The organism is Deinococcus aquaticus (genome assembly GCF_028622095.1).
Lineage (GTDB): Bacteria > Deinococcota > Deinococci > Deinococcales > Deinococcaceae > Deinococcus > Deinococcus aquaticus.
Window position 1 is genome coordinate 1,928,997 of the sequence record NZ_CP115165.1, and the last position, 21,230, is coordinate 1,950,226.

Genomic DNA, 21,230 nt, shown 5'->3' on the forward strand with positions numbered 1-21,230 from the left:
CCTGGCCTGCGCCTCGGCCTAACGGCGCAGTCTCCTGTGCGCCGCATGGCCTGAACGCCGTTCAGATCTGGCGGTGCCGGGCGGGCCGGGCGTCCATAATCACGGGCGATGAACATTCTGGTGACGGGCGCGACCGGGTTCCTGGGTGGGGTGACGGCCCGTGAACTCGCGCGGGCCGGGCAGACCGTGACGGGCCTGGGCCGCGACGGGGCACGCGGCGCGGCGCTGGAGGGGGCGGGCGTGCGCTTCGTGGCGGCCGACCTGCGCGGCGCGGACTGGGACGCCCTGCTGCGCGGCGTGGATGGTCAGCCGGTAGGCGGCGTGGTACACGCGGCGGCCCGCTCGACCCTGTGGGGCCGCGCGCAGGACTTTCACGCGGATAACGTGCAGCCCAGCGCGGCGCTGGCCCAGGCGTGTGCGCGGCGGGGCGTGCGGCTGGTGCATGTCAGTACGCCCAGCGTGTACAACGCGACCCGGCGCACGGATCAGGTGCGTGAGGACACCCCGGTCGGCCCGCGCTTTGACAGCCTGTACGCGCGCAGCAAATGGCAGGCCGAGCAGGCGGTGCGGGCGGCGCTGCCCGACGCGACCATCCTGCGTCCACGCGGCATTTATGGCGTGGGGGATACCAGCATCGTGCCCCGGTTGGCGGCGGCGCTGCGCGCGGGCCGCCTGCCCCGCCTGACTAGCAGCGAGGTCTGGACGGAACTGACCGACGTGCGCAACGTCGCGCACGTGATCACGCTGGCCCTGACCCGCCCCGCGCCGGGCGTGTTCAACGTCACGGACGGGCAGGCCATTGCGCTGTGGGCGACGCTGGACCGGCTGGCCGACACGCTGGGCGTGCCCCGCCCCACCCGGCGCGTGCCTGCGCGGCTGCTGGAGGGGGCCGCCCGCCTGCTGGAACTCGGCGCGAACCTGCACCCCGACCGGCCCGAACCGCCCCTGACCGCCAGCGGCGTGCGCCTGCTGACGCGGCCCATGACGCTGGACCTCACGCGTGCCCGCGAGCGGCTGGGCTACGCGCCGGTCGTGACGCCAGAACAGGGTTTCGCGGACGTGTTTGCTGGGCTGCGGGGAGGGGAGGCATGAGCGTCCGCGTCATTCCCCTGCGGGCCGGATCGTGCCTGAACCTCGCGGCAATCACCGAGCGCGGCTCGCCGTGGCGGGTGCAGGCGTACCCGGCGGGCTTCACGCTGATCCTGCACCCCACGCGCGGCCCCGTGCTGTTCGACACCGGGTACGGCGCGGGTGTGGTCGCCGCGATGCGCCGCTGGCCGGGCGTGATCTACGGCCTGATCACGCCCGTGCAGTTCGGTGCCCACGACTCGGCCCGCGAGCAACTGCGCGTGCTGGGCTTCCCGCCAGAGGAGGTGCGGCACGTGATCGTCTCGCACCTGCACGCCGATCACGTGGGCGGCCTGCGCGACTTCCCGCAGGCGACGTTCCACCTTGACCGCCGCGCCTGGGAACCGCTGCGGGCCCTGCGGGGCGTGCGGGCCGTGCGCCGCGCCTTCATGCCGGAACTGCTGCCCGACGATTTCGAGGACCGCTGCACGTGGCTGGACTTCGCAGCGGCCGGGGACGACCTGCACCCCTTCACGCAGGTCGCGGACGTGTTCGGGGACGGCCTGCTGCGCGCCGTGCCGGTCCCCGGACACGCGCCCGGCATGATCGCCCTGCTGGCCCAGGAGGACGCGGGCCTGACCGTCCTGGCCGCCGACGCCGCCTGGAGTGCCCGCGCCGCCCGGCACGACCGCCCCGTGCATCCGCTGGCCCGCGTGGCCTTTGCCGACCCCGCCCAGGAACGCCGCAGCGGCGCGGCCCTGCGCGCCTTCCTGCACGCCAACCCCGCCGCGCGCGTGCACGTCAGCCACGACACGCCGGAAGGGTGGCCGTGAACGCCCTGCCCACCCTGCTGGCCGCGCTGGACGACGCCCGCCTGGACTTCCGTACCCGCGCCGCCCTGGAACGCCACCAGGAGCGGCTGGCGCACGACCACCTGCGCTGGGTCGCGGTGCACAGCCCCGCCGTCGCCGCCCGCTTCCGCGCTGCCGGGTTGCCCCTGAGCCGCTGGCGCGAACTGCCCCCCACCGACAAGACCGGAATGCTCGCCACCTTCGACACCCTGAACACGGTGGGCGTCACGCTGGAGCGGGCACTGGAGGTCGCCCGCCACGCCGACACCACCCGCGACTTCACACCCACCCTGCCCGGCCCGCGCGGCCCCGTCACGGTCGGCCTGTCCACCGGTACCAGCGGCACCCAGGGCGTCTTCCTGGTCGGCCCGGACGAACAGGCCCGCTGGGCCGGCACGGTCCTGCGCCACCTGCTGCCCGGCGGCCTGCGCGGCCTGACCCGCCGCCACCGCGTCGCGTTCTTCCTGCGCGCCGACAGCCCCCTGTACCGCAGCGTGCAGGGCGGCCGCCTGGGCCTGCGCTTCTTCGACCTGCTGCGTCCCGTTCCCGACCTCGCCCACGACCTCAGCGCCTACCGACCCACCCTGATCGTCGGGCCGCCCAGCGTCCTGCGGGCCGTGCAGCGCGCCGGAGCCAGCGTGCAGGGCCAGCGCGTCATCAGCGTCGCCGAGGTCCTCGAACCCGACGACGCCGCCCACCTGAGCGCCTGGGGTGAGGTCGTGCAGGTCTACCAGGCCACCGAGGGCCTGCTGGCCCTGCCCTGCCCGCACGGGCACCTGCACCTGAACGAAGCGCACGTGCACTTCGACCTTGAACCCCTGGATGGTGGGGAACCCCTCGGAGACGGCCTGCACCGACCCGTCATCACGGACCTGCGCCGCCGCACCCAGCCGTTCATCCGCCACCGCCTGAACGACGCCCTGCGCCTGCACCCCGACCCCTGCCCCTGCGGACAGGCCGCCCGCCGCGTGCACAGCATCGCCGGACGCCAGGACGACGCCCTGCACCTGCCCGGCGCGGCAGGGGAGACCGTCACCGTCTGGCCGGACTTCCTGCGCGGCGCCCTGGCCAGCGTGCCCGGCCTGAACGAGTACCACGCCGAACAGACCGGCCCCGCCGCCCTCACCCTGCACCTCGACCCGCACGACCCTGCCACCCACGCACTCGCCCTGCACGCCGTTCACGCCGCCCTGCTGCGCACGCCCGCCGACCCGGAACGCCTCACCCTGACCACCCGGCCCCTCGACCCGCCCGCCCCCGGCACCAAACGCCGCCGCGTCACCCGCACCTGGAACCCCACATGACCCAACCCAACCCCGCCATGCTGGGCGTGCGCCTGCTCGCCACCGCCCAGGCGCTGCCCGAACGCCGCGTTCCCACCGCCGAGGTCGCCGCCCTGTGCCACGTCCCCGCCGACCTCGCCATCAAACGCACAGGCGTCCACGAACGGCGCTGGCTGTCCGGCACCGAGACCGCCCTGAGCCTCGGCACGCAGGCCGCCCGTGAAGCCCTGAACCGCGCCGGACTGGACATCAGCGACGTGGACGTCCTCCTGAACGCCAGCGGCAGCCAGCTGCAACCCATCCCCGACGGCGCCGCCCTCTACGCCCGCGAACTCGGACTGCAAGGCAAGGCCACGTACTCCCTGCACGCCACCTGCCTCAGCTTCCTCATCGCCCTCCAGCACGCCGCGCTCCTCATCCACACCCGGCAGGCCCGGCACGTCCTGATCATCAGCAGCGAAGGCGGCAGCGTCGGCCTCAACCCCGCACAACCCGAAAGCACCCTCCTGATCGGAGACGGAGCCGCCGCCGTCCTCCTCGGCCCACCCGAACACCCCCACCAGGGCCTGCACGCTGGCCGCACCGAAACCCACCCCGCCGGAGCCGACCACACCCGCATCACCGGCGGCGGCACCCTCCGGCACCCCAACCACCCAGACGCCACCCCCACCGACTTCACCTTCGACATGCAGGGCCTGCAAGTCCTGAAACTCGCCAGCCGCGTCGTGCCCCCCTTCCTCGAACGCCTCCGCCCCGGCCTCAGCAGCGGCCTGCCCGGCATCACCCGCGTCATCCCCCACCAGGCCAGTCAGGCCGGCCTCGACCTCATGCGCCGCTACCACTGGCCCGAAGAACAGGTCGAAGTCACGCTCCGCACCCTCGGGAACGTCATCGCCGCCAGCCTTCCCCTCACACTGCACCAGGCGCTCGAAGCCGGGCGGCTGGGCGCGGGGGACACGGCTCTGCTGGTCGGCACGGGGGCGGGGCTCATCGCGGGGGGGGTGATCTGGGAGTTGTAGAGGTTGTCTGGCTGCGGTTTCCCCACCCCCCAGCCCCCTACCCCAGGGGGGCAGGGGGAGCCAGCGTTGGCACTGGGCAGGTATTTCGCGGGCGTTTGTGGTGGGTGTCGGGCGGGGACGGCGACTCCTCACACGCCATCCTTCGCCCTCGCGTCGTTCGCCCCGCGCGCTTCGCGCACGACGGGCCTCGTGGCGACGACGGTTACGTGAGCCAGCCTCCTGGCTCCCCTTGAGGGGAGCTGTCAGCGAAGCTGACTGAGGGGTTCCGCTGCGCAGCAGCCTCCCTTCCCCCTGCCCACAACCCACTTCCCTTCCTGTACAGCACCCCGGCCCGGTTCCTGTGTGCGGGCTACGCTGGCCCCATGAGTGTTGACGGCCTGCCGGAGAAGTTTGACGTGATCGTGCATCCTGCGCCTGAACTGCGGGGGGAGTTGCGGGCGCAGCCGAGCAAGAATTACACGACGCGGTACCTGCTGGCGGCGGCGCTGGCGGTGGGGGAGTCGCGGGTGGTGGGCGTGGCGACCAGTGAGGATGCCGGGGCGATGCTGCGGTGCCTGGGGGACTGGGGTGCGGGCGTGGAGCTGGTGGGTGGGGACGCGGTGATCCGGGGCTTCGGTGCGAGTCCGCGTGCGGGCGTGACGCTGAATCCGGGGAATGCGGGGGCGGTGGCGCGGTTCCTGATGGGCGTGGCGGCCCTGACGACCGGGACGGAGTTCGTGACGGACTACCCGGATTCGCTGGGTAAGCGGCCGCAGGGGGATCTGCTGGAGGCCCTGTCGCGGCTGGGCGCGCGGGTGCAGAGCCGGGACGGCATGTTCCCGGTGTCCATCTCGGGGCCGATACGGGGCGGTGTGGTGGAGGTCAGTGCGGAGCGCAGCAGTCAGTACGCCAGCGCGCTGATGTTCCTGGGGCCGCTCCTCCCGGACGGGCTGGAGTTGCGCCTGACGGGGGAGATCAAGAGTCACGCGCCGCTGCGGCAGACGCTGGATACCCTGGCGGCGTTCGGGGTGCGGGCGTCGGCCAGTGAGGACCTGAGCCGCATCTCGATTCCGGGTGGGCAGGCGTTCCGGGCGGGGCGGGTGCTGGTGCCGGGGGATTACCCGGGCAGCGCGGCGATCCTGGCGGCGGCGGTCACGCGGCCCGGCGAGGTGCGCCTGTCGAACCTGCGTGAGCAGGACCTTCAGGGCGAGCGGGAGGCGGTGGCCGTGCTGCGCGAGATGGGCGCGGACATCGTGCGGGACGGCGACGTGCTGACCGTGCGGGGCGGGCGGCCCCTGCATGGCGTGGTGCGCGACGGGGACGGCTTTACGGACGCCGTGCAGGCCCTGACGGGCGCAGCGTCGCTGGCGGGCGGCACGACCACCTGGGAGAACGTGTACACCCTGCGCCTGAAGGAATGCGACCGCATCAGCGACACGCGCCGCGAACTGGAACGCCTGGGCCTGAGCGTCAGTGAAACGCAGGACAGCCTGACGGTCACGGGTACGCCCAGTCTCGCCGGGGGCGTCACCGCCGACGGGCACGGCGATCACCGCATGATCATGCTGCTGACCATCCTGGGCCTCAGCGCGGCCGCGCCGATCCGCATCACGGCCGCGCACCACATCCGCAAGAGTTACCCGCTGTTCTTCCGGCACCTGGAAGAGCTGGGCGCGCGGTTCGAGTATCCGGAAGCCACGCGCGCCTGACGGGCCAGAGCACCAGCGGGAACGGGAAGGCTGCCCTGGACCGGGGCGGCCTTTTTTGTGTCTGGGGGCGGGTTGGAACGGCTTTTCTGGAGTGCGTTCAGAAGCTGGCGTGGGACGTCTGTCCCGCTCCTATGCTGGGGGCGTACCGGGCACAGCCGGACGGCGGGTCACTAGCACCTGTCCCGGCCCGGTGCAAGGGCACCTGAGCGGCGCGTGCCGGTCACGGCAGAATCATACGGATTCCGTCTGTTTCGTTGACAACTTGGGAAGGCGCCAAGTTGCCAACTCCACGTCCGGAACCCGTCCAACTCCCACTCGCTCCGCTCGGGTTGAACGGTTTGTGCAAACCATTCAACCGGAGTCCGTATCAGACCCAGTGCAGGTCACAGGAGGTTCCAGTCATGACTCAGTTCAACACCCCGGATCTTGTCGGTGATTCCCCCGCGTGGCTCAGTTTCATCTGGATCGCGTTCCTGATCAGCATCAGCCTGATGCTGCTGGGCATCTTCTTCATTCCCGTCGACTGGTGGGTCAAGGGCTACCTGTACATGGGCACCCTGTTCCTCACGGCCAGCACCCTGACCCTCAGCAAGAGCCTGCGTGACAGGCACGAGTACGAACGCCTCGTGAACCGCGTCAAGAGTGCCCGCACCGAGCAGGTTCTCAGCAAATTCGAAAGCTGATACGGGTAGGGAGCGGCTGTCGGTGAGTGAACGGACCTGACCGCGTCGCCCCCTTGCCCCCTCCCCCATAGCTGGCGTGAAGCTGCGCTTGAGGCCGCTGGTGGGCGCGGCTCATGAGGGGCTGCTCTCCTGAAGCATGTTCTCAATTCGTGCCCGCCGTCCGCTGCCGTCCTTCCCGTCCGCGTCGTCTGCCCGCTCTGGGGTGGGGCGCGCGGCCGCAGCGCTCCTGGCGGGAATGCTGGCCGTGTCGGGGACCGGCTGCGCTCAGGGTGCCCCGGCCGCCGGCCTGAACGTTCCGGACGGGTTCAGTGTCACGCTGTTCGCAGACGGATTCAAGAAACCGCGCTTCATGGTCGTGGCCAGTAACGGTGACGTGCTGATCAGCGACCAGAGCGCCGGAACGGTCACGGTCATGCCGGACCGCAACCGTGACGGGAAGGCCGACAGTAAGCAGGTGTACGCCAGCGGCCTGAACCAGCCGCACGGGCTGGCCATTCACGGCGCTTACCTGTACGTGGCGAACACGGACGGGGTGGTGCGCTACCCGTACCGGCCCGGTGACACGAAGGCCAGCGCCGCCCCGCAGAAGATCGTGAGCCTGCCGGGCGCGGGCGGTCACTCGACCCGCACGGTGGAATTCGGGCCGGATGGGCGGATGTACGTGGCGGTGGGTAGCACCTGCAACGTCTGCGAGGAAAGCGACCCGAAACGCGCCGCCATCTGGGTGTACGACGCCGACGGCAGGAACGGTAAACCCTACGCGACTGGTCTGCGCAACGCCGTGGGCATTGAGTGGTTCGGGGGTCAGCTGTTCGCCACGAACAACGGCCGTGACATGCTGGGTGACGACCTGCCGCCCGAAGGCTTCTACCGCGTGAAGGCCGGCGGGTTCTACGGCTGGCCGTACTGCTACACCACGCAGCCCGGACAGGCGCAGGTGTGGGACAGGGACTTCGGGAAGAAGACCGCCGATGCCTGCAAGGCCGCCACGCCCGCCTTCTCGCTGACCACCGCGCACTCCGCGCCGCTGGGACTGGCGTTCTACGACGGCAAGACGTTCCCCGCCGCGTACCGGGGGCAGATGTTCGCGGCGCTGCACGGCAGCTGGAACCGCAGCGCCAGGAGCGGCTACAAGGTCATCATGATCGACCCGCAGAGCGGCAAGACCACGGACTTCGTGACGGGCTTCCTGAAAGGCCAGACTGTCGCGGGGCGTCCCGTCGATCTGGTCGTCGCGGCGGACGGGGCCATGCTGCTCAGTGACGACGGGGCCGGGCGCGTCTGGCGCATCCAGGCCCGCTGAAGCCCGGGCGCTGGCCCTGGTGCCGGAACGCGCTTCGTGTCGGTGTGCAGCTTCGTTCAGGGCAGCGGCGCGCTAGACTCCGGGGCGTGTTTGTTACTGGCGTTCCGTCCTTTCCGTCCCGCTCGACCGGCCGGACGCCTGTATGGCGCGTCCACGCTGACGGCCGGGTGAGCGCATGAAGCTCAGCCGTCTGCCGCCGGGCTTCGCGCTCGACACGGCCGCGCAGGGCCTCTCGCTGCGCGAGGAGAGCGTGCAGAGCGTCACGCGCCACTGGACCGACGCGGGCTGGCACGCCGAGGCGACCGTCGTGGACGCCGGGCAGGCCTACCACGCCACCGTGGACCTGCTGCCCCCCCCGGACCCGCAACTGCGCGGCAGCAGCTGCACCTGCGGCCGCTACCGCTGCCGGCACGTGGCCGCGCTGGTCCTGGCGACCGACCCGCCCGACGGTCCCCGCCCCGCCCGTACGGAACCCGCGCCGGACGCCGCGCCCACCGAGGAACCCCTGGACGCCCGCACGCAGCAGTGGCTGGCGTCGTTCACGGAGACCCGCGCGCCCGCCCGTGGCCGGCAGTTCGAGCTGCGGTACGTGCTGCGCTTCCTGCCGCCTGGCACCAGCGTCGGCGGCACGCGCCGCGTGGCCGTGCAGCTCACGCGCGTGCCCCTGCGCGGCGACCTGCCAGACCTGAGCGGCGCCGAACGGTACTCGCTGCCCCGCAACCTCGCCAGCGCCCCGGCCTTCGTGCGGCGCGACACGCACCTGCTGCGCCTGCTGGACGTCGCCACGACCGCCACGCACGAACCCGGCCGCTGGCAGGACGAACTGCACGTCCTGGGTGACCACCCGGCCGCCGACCTGCTGATTGACAGCATGCTCGACTCGGGCCGCCTGTGCTGGGAACGCCCGGACACGACCCTCACGCGCGGCCCGGACCTGCACGGCCACCTCGCCTGGATGTCCGATGCACGCGGCGCGCAGACGCCCACCCTGCACGTCCCGGACGCGCCGGACGCCGTCATCCTGCCCACCCCGCGCCCCTGGGCCGTGCAGCGCCTCGCCCCGGACAGCCAGCAGAACGCCGCCCACCAGAGCGCGGCCCAGCCGCAGAACCAGAACCGCCGCAGGGCCGCGCCCACCCCGACCACGCTGCTCTCGCGCGTGCAGACCGACACGCCGCCCGATCAGGTGGCCCGCTTCCTGACCGGGCCGGTCCTGCCGCCCGCGCAGGCGGTGGCGCTGGCGCACGCCATCACCGCGACCGGCCTGAACCTGCCCATCCCGCAGACCGTGCGCGTGCGCGAGGAACGCCTGCCGTACACCCCGCAACTGCACCTGTCGTCCCGGCCCGGCGCACGTCACGACTCTGCCTACCACACCCCTGGCGCGCGTCCGGAACCCGTGACTGTGCCCACCGCGCACCTGCGCCACGCCTACGCCGGCATGACCGTCCCCGACGCGCACGCCGAGGGCGGAGCCGGACCCACCGTGTACCGCGAGGGCGTCCTGACCCGCGTGGCCCGCGACCTGGCCGCGGAACGCGACGCCGAACACACCGTCGCCCTGGCCGGATTCATGCCGCTGGAAGAGGCCCTGGGAGACACCTACCACCTGACGGCCCCCGACCTCGACAGCCTCCTGACGCTGGGGGACGACGAGGACGCCTGGATGACCTTCATGCGCTCGGGCCGCGCCGAACTGGAAGCGCAGGGCGTCACCGTGCACGTCCACCCGGACTTCCCCATGAACTTCGCCGAGATCACCGACTGGTACGGCGAGACGAACGACTCCTTCGGCGGCTGGTTCACGCTGGACCTGGGGATCGTCGTGGACGGCACCCGCATCAGCCTGATTCCGGTCCTGGCGGACCTGATCGCCCGCCAGCCGGGGCTGTTCACGCCAGAAGCCCTGGCCACCCTCGACGACACCGAAACCCTGCACGCCGCCCTCGACGACGGCCGCCGCGTCGCCCTGCCCGCCGGACGCATCCGCGCCATTCTGGGCGTGCTGGTCGAACTGAACCTGCGCGACCTGCCGCCCGGGCCGCTGCGCCTGCCGCTGCTGGACGCCGCCCGCGTCGCGCAGCTCGAAGAGGCCGTGCAGGCCCGCTGGCTCGGCGCCGAACGCCTGCTGGAACTGGGGCGCAAACTCCGGGATTTCAACGGCATCCGCGACGTCACCCCGCCCGCCAACCTGAACGCCGACCTGCGCCCCTACCAGCGTCAGGGCCTCGCGTGGCTGCAATTCCTGCGCGAGTACGGCATGGGCGGCATCCTCGCCGACGACATGGGTCTGGGCAAGACCGTCATGACCCTGGCGCACCTGCTGGTCGAGCAGGCTTCGGGCCGCGCGGACCGGCCCAGTCTGGTGGTCGCGCCGACCAGCGTGATCGGGAACTGGCAGGCGGAAGCGGCGAGGTTCGCGCCGGACCTGCGGGTGCTGACGCTGCACGGCAAGGACCGCCGCGCGCTGTTCCCGCAGATTCCGCAGCATGATCTGGTGCTGACCACGTACCCGCTGCTGCCGCGCGACATCGACGAGCTGGGCGCGTTCGGGTACCACCTGGTGATTCTGGACGAGGCGCAGAACATCAAGAATGCCCGCACGGCGGCGGCCAAGGCGGCGGGCGCTCTGAACGCCCGGCACCGGCTGGCGCTGACCGGCACGCCACTGGAAAACCACCTGGGCGAGCTGTGGTCGCAGTTCAACTTCCTGGCCCCGGGCCTGCTGCACGACGAGAAAACCTTCCGGGAGCTGTACCGCACGCCCATCGAGAAGCGCGGCGAGGCGGGGCGGCGCGCCGCGCTGGCCGCGCGGGTCCGGCCGTTCATCCTGCGCCGCGAGAAGCGGGACGTGGCGCGCGAACTGCCGCCCAAGACCGAGATTCCGGTGCGCGTCACGCTGGACGGCGACCAGCGGGACCTGTACGAGACGGTGCGCGTCACCACCGAATCCCGCGTGCGTGAGGAACTGCGCGCCCGGGGCCTGTCGCGCAGCACCATTGCCATCCTGGACGCCCTGCTGAAACTCCGGCAGGCGGTCACCGACCCGCGCCTCGTGAAACTGGAAGCGGCGCGCAGCGTGGAAGGCAACGCGAAATTCGAGTGGCTGAGCACCAACCTGCCGCAGATGGTCGAGGAAGGCCGCCGCGTCCTGATCTTCAGCGGGTTCGCCACGCTGCTGGGCCACCTGGAAGACTGGCTGCGCGACATCCGCATTCCGTACTCCATGATCACGGGCAGCACCCAGGATCGCCAGAGTCAGATCGAGGCGTTCCAGAGCGGTAAGACGCACGTGTTCCTGATTACCCTGAAGGCCGGCGGGGTCGGCCTGAACCTCACGGCGGCCGACACGGTCATCCACTACGACCCGTGGTGGAACCCGGCCGCCGAGGATCAGGCGACCGATCGCGCGTACCGCATCGGGCAGGACAAACCGGTGTTCGTGTACAAACTGATCGCGGCGGGCAGCGTCGAGGAACGCATCCTGGACCTCCAGGCGCGCAAGGCCAGTCTGGCGCGCGGCATTCTGGACGGCGGCCTGAGCGACGCCACGCAACTGACCACCGCCGACCTCGACCGCCTGTTCGCGCCGCTGGAAGACGGGGCCGACAGCGACGCCGGGCCGGACAGCCGCGACCCCGACGAGGACGACAGCACCGACGGCAACGGCCGTGACGGCGCCCTGACCCGCCCGGACGTGCTGGTCCGGCGGTGAGGCGCATCCACCGACAGGCCGGACGGTGTAGACCGGCCCCCGCGCCCCGCTTGAGTCCCGCCCGGCCGGGGCGCTATGCTGCGCCGCATGAACGCGAACGGCAAGTGGTGGTGGCCCGGTTTCCCCTGGGCTTGACACGTCTGCTGTTCCCGCACGGAACGCGCCCAGGTGGATCACTCCACCGGGCGCGTTCTCTGTACGGCCCACCTCACCTCACCCGGCCACCCTGCCCCCGGCGGCGACACCCAGGAGCGTCATGACGAATCCCACAGCCCACCCCCACACCCCGCACGCGCTGGCCGTCGCCGCGCAGGAACTCAACGCCGACCTCGACACGCCCGTCACCGCGTACCTGAAGGCCGCGCAGGGCGAACCCGTCGCCTTCCTCCTCGAAAGCGTCGAGGCGGGCGAGAAACTCGGCCGGTACTCGTTCATCGGCGTGGGCGAACAGGGCCGTTTCGAGGCGCGCGGCACGCACGTCACCAGCAGCGGCACCTTCGGCACGCACGACGGCCCCGTGCCCGACCCCCTGGCGCACCTGTACGCCGCCGCCACCCGCCCCGCCCCCGTTCCGGCCGGGCTGCCTGCCCTGATCGGCGGGGCCGTCGGGTACGCCGCGTACGACCTGATCCGTGCGTACGAGACCCTGCCCGACAGCAACCCCGACGAACTCGGCGTGCCTGACGCCTGCTTCATCGCGCCACGCGGCATGGTCATCTTCGACCACCTCAAGCACCGCCTGATCGCCGTCGCCACTGCCCCGCAGCAGGCCGACGCCGACGCCGAGGTCGCCGCGCTCGTGCAGCGCCTGCGCGGCCCGCTGCCCTACGTGCCCGGCCAGAACCCCACGCCCGCCCCCACCTTCACCAGCAACTTCACGCCCGACACCTACCGCGACGCCGTGAACCGCGCCCTGGACTACATCCGCGCTGGAGATATCTTCCAGGTGGTGCCCAGCCAGCGCTTCAGCGCGCCCCTGGGCGACCTGCACCCCTTCGCGCTGTACCGCGCCCTGCGCCGCGTGAACCCCAGTCCGTACCTCGGGTACCTGCAACTCGGGCCGGTCACGCTGGTCGCCAGCAGCCCCGAGAGCCTGCTGGCCAGCGACGGCCGCACCGTCACCACCCGCCCCATCGCCGGCACCCGCACGCGCGGCACCACCCCCGAACACGACAACGCCCAGGCCGCAGAACTTCTGGCCGACGAGAAGGAACGCGCCGAGCACCTCATGCTCGTCGACCTGGGCCGCAACGACCTCGGCCGGGTCAGCCGGTACGGCAGCGTCCGCGTGCACGACGCCTTCACCATCGAACGCTACAGCCACGTCATGCACATCGTCTCCAGCGTCACCGGCACCCTCCGGGACGACCAGACGCCCCTGCACGCGCTGGCCAGCGTGCAACCCATGGGCACCGTCAGCGGCGCCCCCAAGATCCGCGCCATGGAAATCATCGACGAACTCGAACCCACCCGCCGAGGCCCCTACGGCGGCAGTTTCGGCTACATCGCCCACGACGGCAGCATGGACATGGCCCTCACGCTGCGCACCATGGTCATCACGGGCGGTCAGGTTCACATCCAGGCCGGCGCGGGCGTCGTCGCCGACAGCGACCCCGCCAGCGAGGAACTCGAAACCCGCAACAAGGCCGCCGCCCTCATGCGCGCCGTCGAACTGGCCGCCGGAGGGCTGTGAGTGCAGGGTCGGGAGTGGGGCGGCCGCGCCCGGCAGCCCACCGCCCGGCCCCGCCGTTCAGGCGCTGACCGTCCCGACCCGCCGAATCTCCAGTGCCGAATTTCCAGCGCCGTCGCCTACCCGGACACCCGCTCTGCGCGCATGAAAGGACAATCACGATGACCACCCCATCTGTTCCCACCCCCCACCCCGCACCCCGCATCCTGCTGATCGACAATTACGACTCGTTCACGTACAACCTCGTGCAGTATTTCGGGGAGCTGGGCGCGGACCTGACCGTGTGGCGCAACGACGCGTTCACGCTGGACGAGGTGCGGGCGCTGAACCCGGACGCGATCGTGGTGTCGCCGGGACCCTGCACGCCGACCGAGGCGGGACAGAGCGTGGCGGTGATCCGGGAACTGGGGCCGACTGTGCCGACGCTGGGCGTGTGCCTGGGCCACCAGAGTATCGGGGAGGCGTTCGGGGCGCAGGTGGGCCGCGCGATCCTGCCGGTGCACGGCAAGACCAGTCCGGTCCGGCATGACGGCTCCGGGCTGTTCGCGGGCCTGCGGGACGGGGTGACGGTCACGCGGTACCACTCGCTGGTGGTGCGGGACCTGCCGCCGGAACTGGTGGCGACCGCCTGGACGACCGACCCGCAGGAAGAGGTCGTGATGGCGCTGCGGCACCGTGAATTCCCGGTGTTCGGCGTGCAGTTCCACCCGGAGAGCATCGCCACGGAGGGCGGCATGGAGATGATCCGGAATTTCCTGGCGGAGGTGCGGGCCTTCCAGGCAGCGCGGGCCGCGCTGGCGGGGGAGGCGGGCGCATGATGCACGCGAGGCTGATGAACGGCGAGCGGCTCTCGCAGGGGGACGCGGCGGCGTTCATGCGCGAGGTCATGGAGGGCGACATGAGCGGCGTGCGGCTCGCGGCGGCCCTGGCAGCCCTGCGGGTGCGCGGCGAGACGGCCGAGGAGATCGCGGGCTTCGCGCAGGCCATGCGGGAGAACGCGGTGCGCGTGAACGTCACGCCCCGCCCGGTGCTGCTGGACGTGGTCGGCACGGGCGGCGACGGCGCGCACACCTTCAACATCAGCACCACGACGGCGTTCGTGGTGGCGGGCGCGGGCGTGCCGGTCGCCAAGCACGGCAACCGCGCCGCGAGCAGCCGCGCCGGCAGTGCGGACGTCCTGGAGGCGCTGGGCGTGAACCTGGACGCCAGCCCGGAGGTCGTGGCGGACGCCGTGAACACCCTGGGCATCGGGTTCATGTTCGCCCGCAACTACCACCCGGCCCTGCGGCACGCGGCGGCCGTCCGGTCGGACCTGGCGGCCAGGACGGTGTTCAACATACTGGGACCACTCAGTAACCCGGCCGGCGCGACGCATCTGGTGGTGGGGGTGTTCAAGCCCGAGCTGACGCGCACGCTGGCCGAGGTGCTGCGCCTGCTCGGGGCGGGTGGCGCGACCGTGGTGTACGGCGACGGGCTGGACGAATTCACGGTGAGCGGCGTGAACACCGTCTCGGGCCTGCGGGACGGCGAGATCATCGACCGCACCCTGCACCCGGAAGAGGCGGGCGTGGACCTGCACCCCAGAGAGGCGATCGTGGGCGGCACGCCCGCCGAGAACGCGGAGATCACGCGCGCCCTGCTGACCGGCGGCGGCACACCTGCCCAGCGGGACATCGTGGCACTGAACGCTGGGGCGGCCCTGCGCACGGCGGGCGCGGTGGAATCCATCCGCGCCGGGGTGGAACTGGCGCGCACGGTCATGAGCAGCGGGGCGGGCTGGAACGTGCTGCAACGCTACGCCACCCGCACGCGCGGCAGCTGACCCGTCCGGCCGGAGATAGGACGCTGACAGGCCTTGGTTAATACCTGCTGAACCTCCGTCAGATACGGGGTTTTCTTCCGGCGTTTAGCGTGGAGGTCGGAGGAACCCCCATGTCCCAGAGCACCACCCCGCCCGGCCTGGACCTCGCCCTGACCGTCACGGTCAACGGCGAGCGTCAGGAAATCCGTGTTCCCGTGCAGGCGACCCTGCTGGACGTGCTGCGCGAGCGGCTGCACCTGACCGGCACCAAGAAGGGCTGCGATCACGGGCAGTGCGGCGCGTGCACGGTGCATGTCGGCGGCCAGCCGCACCTGAGTTGCCTGACGCTGGCCCTGAGCTGCGAGGGCCGCGAGGTCACGACCATCGAGGGCCTCGCCCCGGCGGGCGGAGAACTGCACCCCATGCAGGCGGCGTTCATCGAGCATGACGCCTTCCAGTGCGGGTACTGCACGCCGGGCCAGATCATGAGTGCCGTGGCGTGCGTGCAGCAGGCGCAGGCGGGCGACGCGGACGCCATCCGGGAGTTCATGAGCGGCAACCTGTGCCGCTGCGCGGCGTACCCGCAGATCGTGGCCGCCATTCAGGACGTGGCCGGGCAGTCAGGCCAGGGTGCAGGCACCGCCGGAGCGGTCCAGTGAGACCCTTCGCGTACGTCCGCGCGCACGAGATCGGCGAGGCAGCCGGGCAGCCCGGGAAATTTCTGGCGGGCGGCACGACCCTGATCGACCTGATGAAACTGGACGTGGAACGCCCGGCGCAGGTGACGGACATCACGGGCCTGCCGCTGGCGGACATTGCCGAGCAGGGCGACGGCGTGCGGATCGGCGCGCTGGCCAGTATGGCGCAGGTGGCCGATCATCCACTCATCGCGGCGCGGTACCCGGCGCTGCGTAACGCCCTGCTGGCGGGCGCGTCGCAGCAGATCCGCAACATGGCCAGCATGGGTGGGAACGTCATGCAGCGCACCCGCTGCCCGTACTTCCGGGACACGTCGTTCACGGCGTGCAACAAACGCGAGCCGGGGTCCGGGTGCGGCGCCATCGCCGGGAACCACCGCAAGCAGGCGATCCTGGGCACGTCGGACGCCTGTGTGGCCCTGCACCCGTCGGATGCCAGCGTGGCCCTCGTCGCGTACGACGCCACCCTGACCCTGCGCGGCCCGGACGGCGAGCGCGAGGTGAGTCTGCAGGACTTCAACCTGCTGCCCGGCCAGACGCCCCACCTGGAACACGACCTGCGGGAAGGCGAACTGATCACCGCGATCAACCTGCCCGCCCCGCCCGCCGGGAACGGCGTGTACCTGAAGGTCCGCGACCGCGAGAGTTACGAGTTCGCGCTGAGTTCCTGCGCGGCCATGCTGGACGTTCAGGGAGGTGTCATCCGCGCGGCGCGCGTGGCGCTGGGTGGGGTCGGCACGAAACCCTGGCGGTCCCCGGAGGCCGAGGCGGCCCTGACCGGCCAGCCCGCCACCCGGGAGACCTTCGAGGCGGCTGCCCGCGCCGCGCTGGCCGGGGCGACCCCGCTGGAGCAGAACGTCTTCAAGGTCCCGCTGACCGCGAAGGTCATCGTCCGCGCGCTGCTGGCCGCGCTGGCGGGCGAACCTGCCGACGGACATGGGGACGGCCAGAGCACCGGGCAGGGCCAGAATGCCGATCAGGGGGGAACCGCATGACCGCCGGAGAGCAGAAGAAGTACGTGGGTGCGCGCGTCAGCCGCGTGGACGGCCCTGCCAAGGTGCGAGGCGAGGCCACCTTCGCCGCCGAGCATGACATCCCCGGTGCACTGCACGCCGTCCTGATCAGCGCCGCGTGCGCGCATGGCCGCATCAGCCGCCTGGACACGGAGGCGGCGCGGCAGGTGCCGGGCGTGCTGGACGTGTTCAGTTACCAGTCGGACGGCTGGAAGATGCACAAGATCAAGGGCTACCCGAAAGGCCCGGCCGGGACCAGCCTCCTGCCGTTCCAGGGGCCAGAGGTCTCGTACCGGGGCGAGCCGGTCGCGCTGGTCGTCGCCGGGACGCTGGAGGCCGCCCGGCACGCCGCGCTGCTGGTCGAGATCGAGTACGAACAGCGCCCGCACCACGCCACGTTGCAGGCCGCGCTGGACGGCCCGTTGCTGGCCCGCAAGCCCATGCCGCCGCTGGGGCACTCGCGCGGGAACGCCGGGAAGGTGCTCAAGGGGGCCGATCACGTGACCGGGCGGACGTACGACACGCCCACCCAGCATCACAACCCCATGGAGATGCACGCCGTGATCGCCGACTGGGACGGCGACGAGCGCGTCACGATCTACGAACCCACCCAGTGGATGCAGTCCGCGCAGGGCACCCTGGCCGCCGCGCTGGGCCTGGAACCGGAGAATGTGCATGTGGTCAGTCCGTTCGTGGGAGGGGGCTTCGGCAGCAAGGCCACCAGCTGGCCGCACCTGCTGGTCACGGCGCTCGCCGCGCGCACCCTGCGCCGCCCCGTGAAACTGGTCCTGACCCGCGCGCAGATGTTCGCTGCCGTCGGGTACCGGGCCGCCACCCGCAGCGAGTACCGCGCCGCGCTGGACGGTGACCGCATCAGCGCGCTGGAACTGCACGCCCACACCCAGACCGGCCCCGCCGACCTGTTCCCCGAGCAGGTCGGCATGATCCCCAAGATGCTGTACGCCACCCCGAACATGGAGTTCAAGCAGACGCTGGTGCAGACGAACGCCGGGCCGAACATCATGATGCGCGCCCCCGGCGAGGCCAGCGGCAGCTTCGGCCTGGAAGTCCTGATGGACGAACTGGCCGCCCAGGTCGGACTGGACCCCCTGGAGTTCCGCCGCCGCAACCACGCGGACACCGACCCGGAAAGCGGCAAACCGTACTCCAGCAAGCACCTGCTCGAATGCTACGACCGCGCCGCCGAGGCGTTCGGCTGGCAGAAGCGCACGCCCGAGCCGGGCAGCATGAAAGACGGCGAAACCCTGATCGGCTGGGGGATGGCGACCGCCGCGTACCCTGTGTACGCCAGCGCCGCGACCGCCCGCGCCCGCCTGCACGCCGACGGCCGCGTGGAGGTCGAGGCCGGCTCGCACGACATCGGGACCGGCACGTACTCCATCCTCGCTCAGATTGCCGCCGACGCGCTCGGCACCGACCTGGACCGCGTGACCGTGAAACTCGGGGACAGCCGCCTGCCCAAGAACGGGTACAGCGGCGGCAGCCGCACTGCTGGCAGCGTCGGCAGCGCCGTCCTGGCCGCCGCGCAGGGCCTGCGGCAGGAACTCGTGGATCTCGCCGTGAACGACCCCGAAAGCCCCCTGTACGGCGTGGCACCCATCGACATCGAGGCGCGGGACGGCGCGCTGCACGCCGGAACCCGCACCGACACCCTGAGCGGCATCCTGACCCGCGCGGGCAAGGAGCAGCACGAAACGTACCGCGAGATCATCCCCAACGGTGGCGGCCAGAAGGAACTCGACGCCCTGAAAAAGGGCCAGGACGGCATGATCCAGGCCGTCACGGACACCCACGCCCGCTACTCGTTCGGCGCGGTGTTCGTCGAGGTGCGCGTCGACCCGGACTTCATGACGCCCCGCGTGTCCCGAATTGTCGGGGCGTTCGATATCGGGCAGGTCCTGAACGCCAAGACCGCCGAGAGTCAACTGATCGGCGGCCTGATCTGGGGCGTGTCTGCCGCGCTGCACGAGCAGGGCGAGACCGATCCCGCCACTGGCCTGATGCTGAACAGCAACCTCGCCGATTACCACATTCCCGTCAACGCCGACATCCGCGAGGTCCGCGCCATCGCCCTGAACGGCCACCCGGACTTTCACACCAGCGCTCTCGGTGCGCGCGGCGCCGGGGAACTCGGCATTGTCGGCACGGCCGCCGCCATCGCCAACGCCATCCACCACGCGACCGGCAAACGCATCCGCAGCACGCCCATCACCGTGGACAAACTGCTGGGCTGACCGTCAGCCGTGATCGGTGGGGGAGGGGGCCGCCGGGTCGTCCTCCCCCTGCCAGTTCTCCCGACTCAGGGCGGCGGCGTTGCGCAGCATCCAGCCCTGCACGGGTAGACCCTCCAGCCAGTCCTGCACGGTCGGAATGCGGCCCAGGTCTTCGAGCACGTGCTGCTCGCCGATCAGGCGGGTGGGTACGTGCCGGCCGTCGCTGGCGCGGACCACGGTCGGCCCGAAGAACTGCTCGCACAGGAAGATCCCGAATGTGCTGTGCAGCACGGCGCGGTGCCGGGCGTCGGCCCAGTGCCCCTTGGTCTGGTCGAACCAGCCGTGCACGGCCAGGTAATCGTCGGGCACGCCCCCGAAACGGCGGGCACTGCTCTGCGCGTGGTGCCAGGGGTGCGCCATGTCAGACCGGCAGCCCGCTGGCGTAGCGCCGCCCGAACAGCCGCGTCACGCGGTTCAGGCGTTGCACGGCCGGATCGTCGCTGTCCTCGATCACCTGACGGGGCACGTCCAGTTCCGCGCCGGTGTCGTCCTCATGGTCGAAGGTCAGGTCGATGGGTGGCCGTCCGGGCGTCAGGGCCAGCAGGGACTGAGCCAGGGCGAGTTCGAAGGCCGGCACGCGCGTGTCGATGATGTGGAACAGGGTCAGCCCGGTCCGGTCGAGCAGGTCGCCGAGCTGTTCGTCGGTCAGCCACGCTGGCAGGGGACGCTGCCGTGACTGGAATCCCCGGTACGCCGCCCGCAGGGTCGGGTCGAGTCGGCCCGGCGTGTCCAGCAGCGCCGTGAGGGCCGTGTCGGTGTCCTCGTCCACCTCGAGGTCGTCGAAGTTCGCGCCGCGCATGGCCTGGATGCTCAGGCGGCGGGCGGCGGCCTCGGCCGCCTCGCGCGAGGCGTACAGGCCCGCTGGATTCACGCCCTCCAGCGATAGCGTGTGGTCGGCGTACCACTCGTCGTTGAACTGCGCGAGTCTGCGGATCAGCAGATAGGCCGGGTGACCGTGAGTCATACTCACATATTATGTTATTGGCGTAATTGTGGCAAGAGGAGGTTTCAGCCCGCCGCCACCATCCGCCGGTGGTAGTTCACCTGCCCCAGGTGCCAGTTCAGGTGCCCGTACAGGTGAATCAGGAAGTACTGCGTGGTCATGCTCTGCGGAAAACCGGGCAGTTGCGCCGGGTGCGGCGCGTCCAGCGCGGCCGGGTCCAGCCGGTCCAGCGTACCCGCCACCAGCGCCGACACGCCCCGCACACCCGCGATCAACTCGGCGCGCGGCACGTCCCGCCGCGCGAACTCCGCCGGACGGTCCCGCATGAACGCCACGCCCCCCAGATCCGCCCCCACGAACTGCGACAGATTCCCGATCAGGTGCAGCGCCAGCGTCCCACCCGAATTCAGCACGCCGTCCGGCACGGCCCACACCGACGCCTCGTCCGGGTACGCCTCCAGTTCCAGCGTCAGCTTCTCCAGATCCCGCACGAACAGATCCCGCAATTCAGGCAGCATGCGCGCAGCTTACCGGGCCTGACGGGGACCGCAGGTCACCAGAAGCCCACCTGACTGGTAGAACCCCGTCTGGAACGGGTGTAAACCCAGTGCCGAGGCGTACGCTGTGAGCATGGGCAGATCGAACCGGCGTCTGCGGCGGCGCAGGCGATACCGGTCCACTTCTTCGAACGCAAAAGGCTCGCCCAGTTGCCAGAACCGCCAGAAGCCCTCCGTGTTCCGCAGACCGACGGATCGCCGCCAGCCGCTGCCTTCCGTGTCCAGCACGGTCAGGCCGAGCGCCTCCGAGGCCTCTCCGTTCGTACCCAGCGGGACAGCCTCGATCAGTACGGCTCGGCACTTCAGCGCCTGCGCCAGTCCGGGGAGCACGCTGCTGGCATTCGTGCCCAGCGCGTAATTGTTGAAGTATGCCGTCCATCCGGGCGTGGCGGTCGGGATGAAGAGGTGCCGCTGTCCCAGGAACGACAGGGATTCCAGGCGGGTGAGGCTGACCGGTACGTCTTCCGGAGGGCAGGGGAGAGACACGCAGGGACGACCCTCCGCCACCTGCATGGCGACGAAGGCCCGCGCCGCCGCGTCCGGTGGGCAGCCCAGGAAGCTCAGGTGTGTGCCGGTGGGTGGCGCGAACGGCAGGTCCGCAACGCTCAGCAGCGTCATAGGCTG

The 21,230-nt window shown here is 71.2% G+C and carries 18 protein-coding genes; 14 read left to right on the forward strand and 4 right to left on the reverse strand.

Annotation, left to right across the window (positions count from 1 at the left end):
* Positions 1 to 108 precede the first annotated feature (108 nt).
* The 14 genes from M8445_RS09355 (at position 109) to M8445_RS09420 (ending at position 19,067) form a co-directional block, all read left to right on the forward strand.
* On the forward strand, positions 109 to 1,092 hold the full coding sequence (locus tag M8445_RS09355; RefSeq protein WP_273987506.1) for an NAD-dependent epimerase/dehydratase family protein: 984 nt from the start codon (positions 109 to 111) through the stop codon (positions 1,090 to 1,092).
* A complete protein-coding gene (locus M8445_RS09360) occupies positions 1,089 to 1,901 on the forward strand; it encodes an MBL fold metallo-hydrolase (protein ID WP_273987507.1) in 813 nt (270 codons plus the stop codon). Before M8445_RS09355 ends, M8445_RS09360 begins: the two co-directional genes overlap by 4 nt.
* Positions 1,898 to 3,223 carry a F390 synthetase-related protein gene (locus tag M8445_RS09365; RefSeq protein ID WP_273987508.1) on the forward strand — a complete coding sequence of 442 codons (1,326 nt, stop codon included), beginning with the start codon at positions 1,898 to 1,900 and terminating at the stop codon, positions 3,221 to 3,223. Before M8445_RS09360 ends, M8445_RS09365 begins: the two co-directional genes overlap by 4 nt.
* Positions 3,220 to 4,221, forward strand: a complete 1,002-nt coding sequence (locus M8445_RS09370) for a 3-oxoacyl-ACP synthase III family protein (protein ID WP_273987509.1) — start codon at positions 3,220 to 3,222, stop codon at positions 4,219 to 4,221. The genes M8445_RS09365 and M8445_RS09370 overlap by 4 nt, the downstream gene beginning before the upstream one ends.
* 362 nt (positions 4,222 to 4,583) lie before the next feature.
* Positions 4,584 to 5,909, forward strand: a complete 1,326-nt coding sequence (aroA, locus tag M8445_RS09375; RefSeq protein ID WP_273987510.1) for a 3-phosphoshikimate 1-carboxyvinyltransferase — start codon at positions 4,584 to 4,586, stop codon at positions 5,907 to 5,909.
* 401 nt (positions 5,910 to 6,310) lie between these two features.
* Complete coding sequence (locus M8445_RS09380; RefSeq protein ID WP_273987511.1) at positions 6,311 to 6,592, forward strand: YiaA/YiaB family inner membrane protein; 282 nt, start codon at positions 6,311 to 6,313, stop codon at positions 6,590 to 6,592.
* 136 nt (positions 6,593 to 6,728) lie between these two features.
* A complete protein-coding gene (locus M8445_RS09385; RefSeq protein ID WP_420704085.1) occupies positions 6,729 to 7,895 on the forward strand; it encodes a PQQ-dependent sugar dehydrogenase in 1,167 nt (388 codons plus the stop codon).
* A gap of 175 nt (positions 7,896 to 8,070) precedes the next feature.
* On the forward strand, positions 8,071 to 11,610 hold the full coding sequence (locus M8445_RS09390; RefSeq protein WP_273987512.1) for a DEAD/DEAH box helicase: 3,540 nt from the start codon (positions 8,071 to 8,073) through the stop codon (positions 11,608 to 11,610).
* A gap of 256 nt (positions 11,611 to 11,866) precedes the next feature.
* Complete coding sequence (trpE, locus tag M8445_RS09395; RefSeq protein ID WP_273987513.1) at positions 11,867 to 13,303, forward strand: anthranilate synthase component I; 1,437 nt, start codon at positions 11,867 to 11,869, stop codon at positions 13,301 to 13,303.
* A gap of 158 nt (positions 13,304 to 13,461) precedes the next feature.
* A complete protein-coding gene (locus M8445_RS09400) occupies positions 13,462 to 14,118 on the forward strand; it encodes an anthranilate synthase component II (protein WP_273987514.1) in 657 nt (218 codons plus the stop codon).
* Entirely contained in the window at positions 14,115 to 15,122 is a 1,008-nt protein-coding gene (trpD, locus tag M8445_RS09405; protein WP_273987515.1) for an anthranilate phosphoribosyltransferase, read from the forward strand. Before M8445_RS09400 ends, trpD begins: the two co-directional genes overlap by 4 nt.
* Before the next feature lie 110 nt (positions 15,123 to 15,232).
* Positions 15,233 to 15,760: a (2Fe-2S)-binding protein gene (locus M8445_RS09410; protein ID WP_273987516.1), complete on the forward strand. Its 528-nt coding sequence runs from the start codon at positions 15,233 to 15,235 to the stop codon at positions 15,758 to 15,760.
* Positions 15,757 to 16,794: an FAD binding domain-containing protein gene (locus tag M8445_RS09415; RefSeq protein ID WP_273987517.1), complete on the forward strand. Its 1,038-nt coding sequence runs from the start codon at positions 15,757 to 15,759 to the stop codon at positions 16,792 to 16,794. Before M8445_RS09410 ends, M8445_RS09415 begins: the two co-directional genes overlap by 4 nt.
* Positions 16,791 to 19,067 (forward strand): xanthine dehydrogenase family protein molybdopterin-binding subunit, encoded by a 2,277-nt coding sequence (locus M8445_RS09420; protein ID WP_273987518.1) that lies wholly within the window; start codon positions 16,791 to 16,793, stop codon positions 19,065 to 19,067. Before M8445_RS09415 ends, M8445_RS09420 begins: the two co-directional genes overlap by 4 nt.
* A 3-nt stretch (positions 19,068 to 19,070) precedes the next feature.
* Here the strand turns inward: M8445_RS09420 and M8445_RS09425 are convergent, their stop codons facing one another.
* Genes M8445_RS09425 through M8445_RS09440 form a run of 4 tightly spaced genes read right to left on the reverse strand, consistent with a single transcriptional unit; the run spans position 19,071 to position 21,224 of the window.
* Positions 19,071 to 19,466, reverse strand: a complete 396-nt coding sequence (locus M8445_RS09425) for a DUF6915 family protein (RefSeq protein WP_273987519.1) — start codon at positions 19,464 to 19,466, stop codon at positions 19,071 to 19,073.
* Between the two features lies 1 nt (position 19,467).
* Positions 19,468 to 20,070 (reverse strand): hypothetical protein, encoded by a 603-nt coding sequence (locus M8445_RS09430; protein ID WP_273987520.1) that lies wholly within the window; start codon positions 20,068 to 20,070, stop codon positions 19,468 to 19,470.
* 44 nt (positions 20,071 to 20,114) lie between these two features.
* Entirely contained in the window at positions 20,115 to 20,567 is a 453-nt protein-coding gene (locus M8445_RS09435; RefSeq protein WP_273987521.1) for a DinB family protein, read from the reverse strand.
* Positions 20,568 to 20,576: 9 nt separating this feature from the next.
* Positions 20,577 to 21,224: a hypothetical protein gene (locus tag M8445_RS09440; RefSeq protein WP_273987522.1), complete on the reverse strand. Its 648-nt coding sequence runs from the start codon at positions 21,222 to 21,224 to the stop codon at positions 20,577 to 20,579.
* Positions 21,225 to 21,230: the final 6 nt, after the last annotated feature.

Excerpts from the sequence above, each read along its gene's own strand:
- M8445_RS09430 (WP_273987520.1), bottom strand. The coding sequence starts at position 20,070 with ATGACTCACGGTCACCCGGCCTATCTGCTGATCCGCAGACTCGCGCAG.
- M8445_RS09435 (WP_273987521.1), bottom strand. The coding sequence starts at position 20,567 with ATGCTGCCTGAATTGCGGGATCTGTTCGTGCGGGATCTGGAGAAGCTG.
- aroA (WP_273987510.1), top strand. The coding sequence starts at position 4,584 with ATGAGTGTTGACGGCCTGCCGGAGAAGTTTGACGTGATCGTGCATCCT.
- M8445_RS09355 (WP_273987506.1), top strand. The coding sequence starts at position 109 with ATGAACATTCTGGTGACGGGCGCGACCGGGTTCCTGGGTGGGGTGACG.
- trpE (WP_273987513.1), top strand. The coding sequence starts at position 11,867 with ATGACGAATCCCACAGCCCACCCCCACACCCCGCACGCGCTGGCCGTC.
- M8445_RS09380 (WP_273987511.1), top strand. The coding sequence starts at position 6,311 with ATGACTCAGTTCAACACCCCGGATCTTGTCGGTGATTCCCCCGCGTGG.
- M8445_RS09360 (WP_273987507.1), top strand. The coding sequence starts at position 1,089 with ATGAGCGTCCGCGTCATTCCCCTGCGGGCCGGATCGTGCCTGAACCTC.
- trpD (WP_273987515.1), top strand. The coding sequence starts at position 14,115 with ATGATGCACGCGAGGCTGATGAACGGCGAGCGGCTCTCGCAGGGGGAC.
- M8445_RS09385 (WP_420704085.1), top strand. The coding sequence starts at position 6,729 with ATGTTCTCAATTCGTGCCCGCCGTCCGCTGCCGTCCTTCCCGTCCGCG.
- M8445_RS09440 (WP_273987522.1), bottom strand. The coding sequence starts at position 21,224 with ATGACGCTGCTGAGCGTTGCGGACCTGCCGTTCGCGCCACCCACCGGC.
- M8445_RS09390 (WP_273987512.1), top strand. The coding sequence starts at position 8,071 with ATGAAGCTCAGCCGTCTGCCGCCGGGCTTCGCGCTCGACACGGCCGCG.
- M8445_RS09410 (WP_273987516.1), top strand. The coding sequence starts at position 15,233 with ATGTCCCAGAGCACCACCCCGCCCGGCCTGGACCTCGCCCTGACCGTC.
- M8445_RS09370 (WP_273987509.1), top strand. The coding sequence starts at position 3,220 with ATGACCCAACCCAACCCCGCCATGCTGGGCGTGCGCCTGCTCGCCACC.
- M8445_RS09425 (WP_273987519.1), bottom strand. The coding sequence starts at position 19,466 with ATGGCGCACCCCTGGCACCACGCGCAGAGCAGTGCCCGCCGTTTCGGG.
- M8445_RS09400 (WP_273987514.1), top strand. The coding sequence starts at position 13,462 with ATGACCACCCCATCTGTTCCCACCCCCCACCCCGCACCCCGCATCCTG.
- M8445_RS09420 (WP_273987518.1), top strand. The coding sequence starts at position 16,791 with ATGACCGCCGGAGAGCAGAAGAAGTACGTGGGTGCGCGCGTCAGCCGC.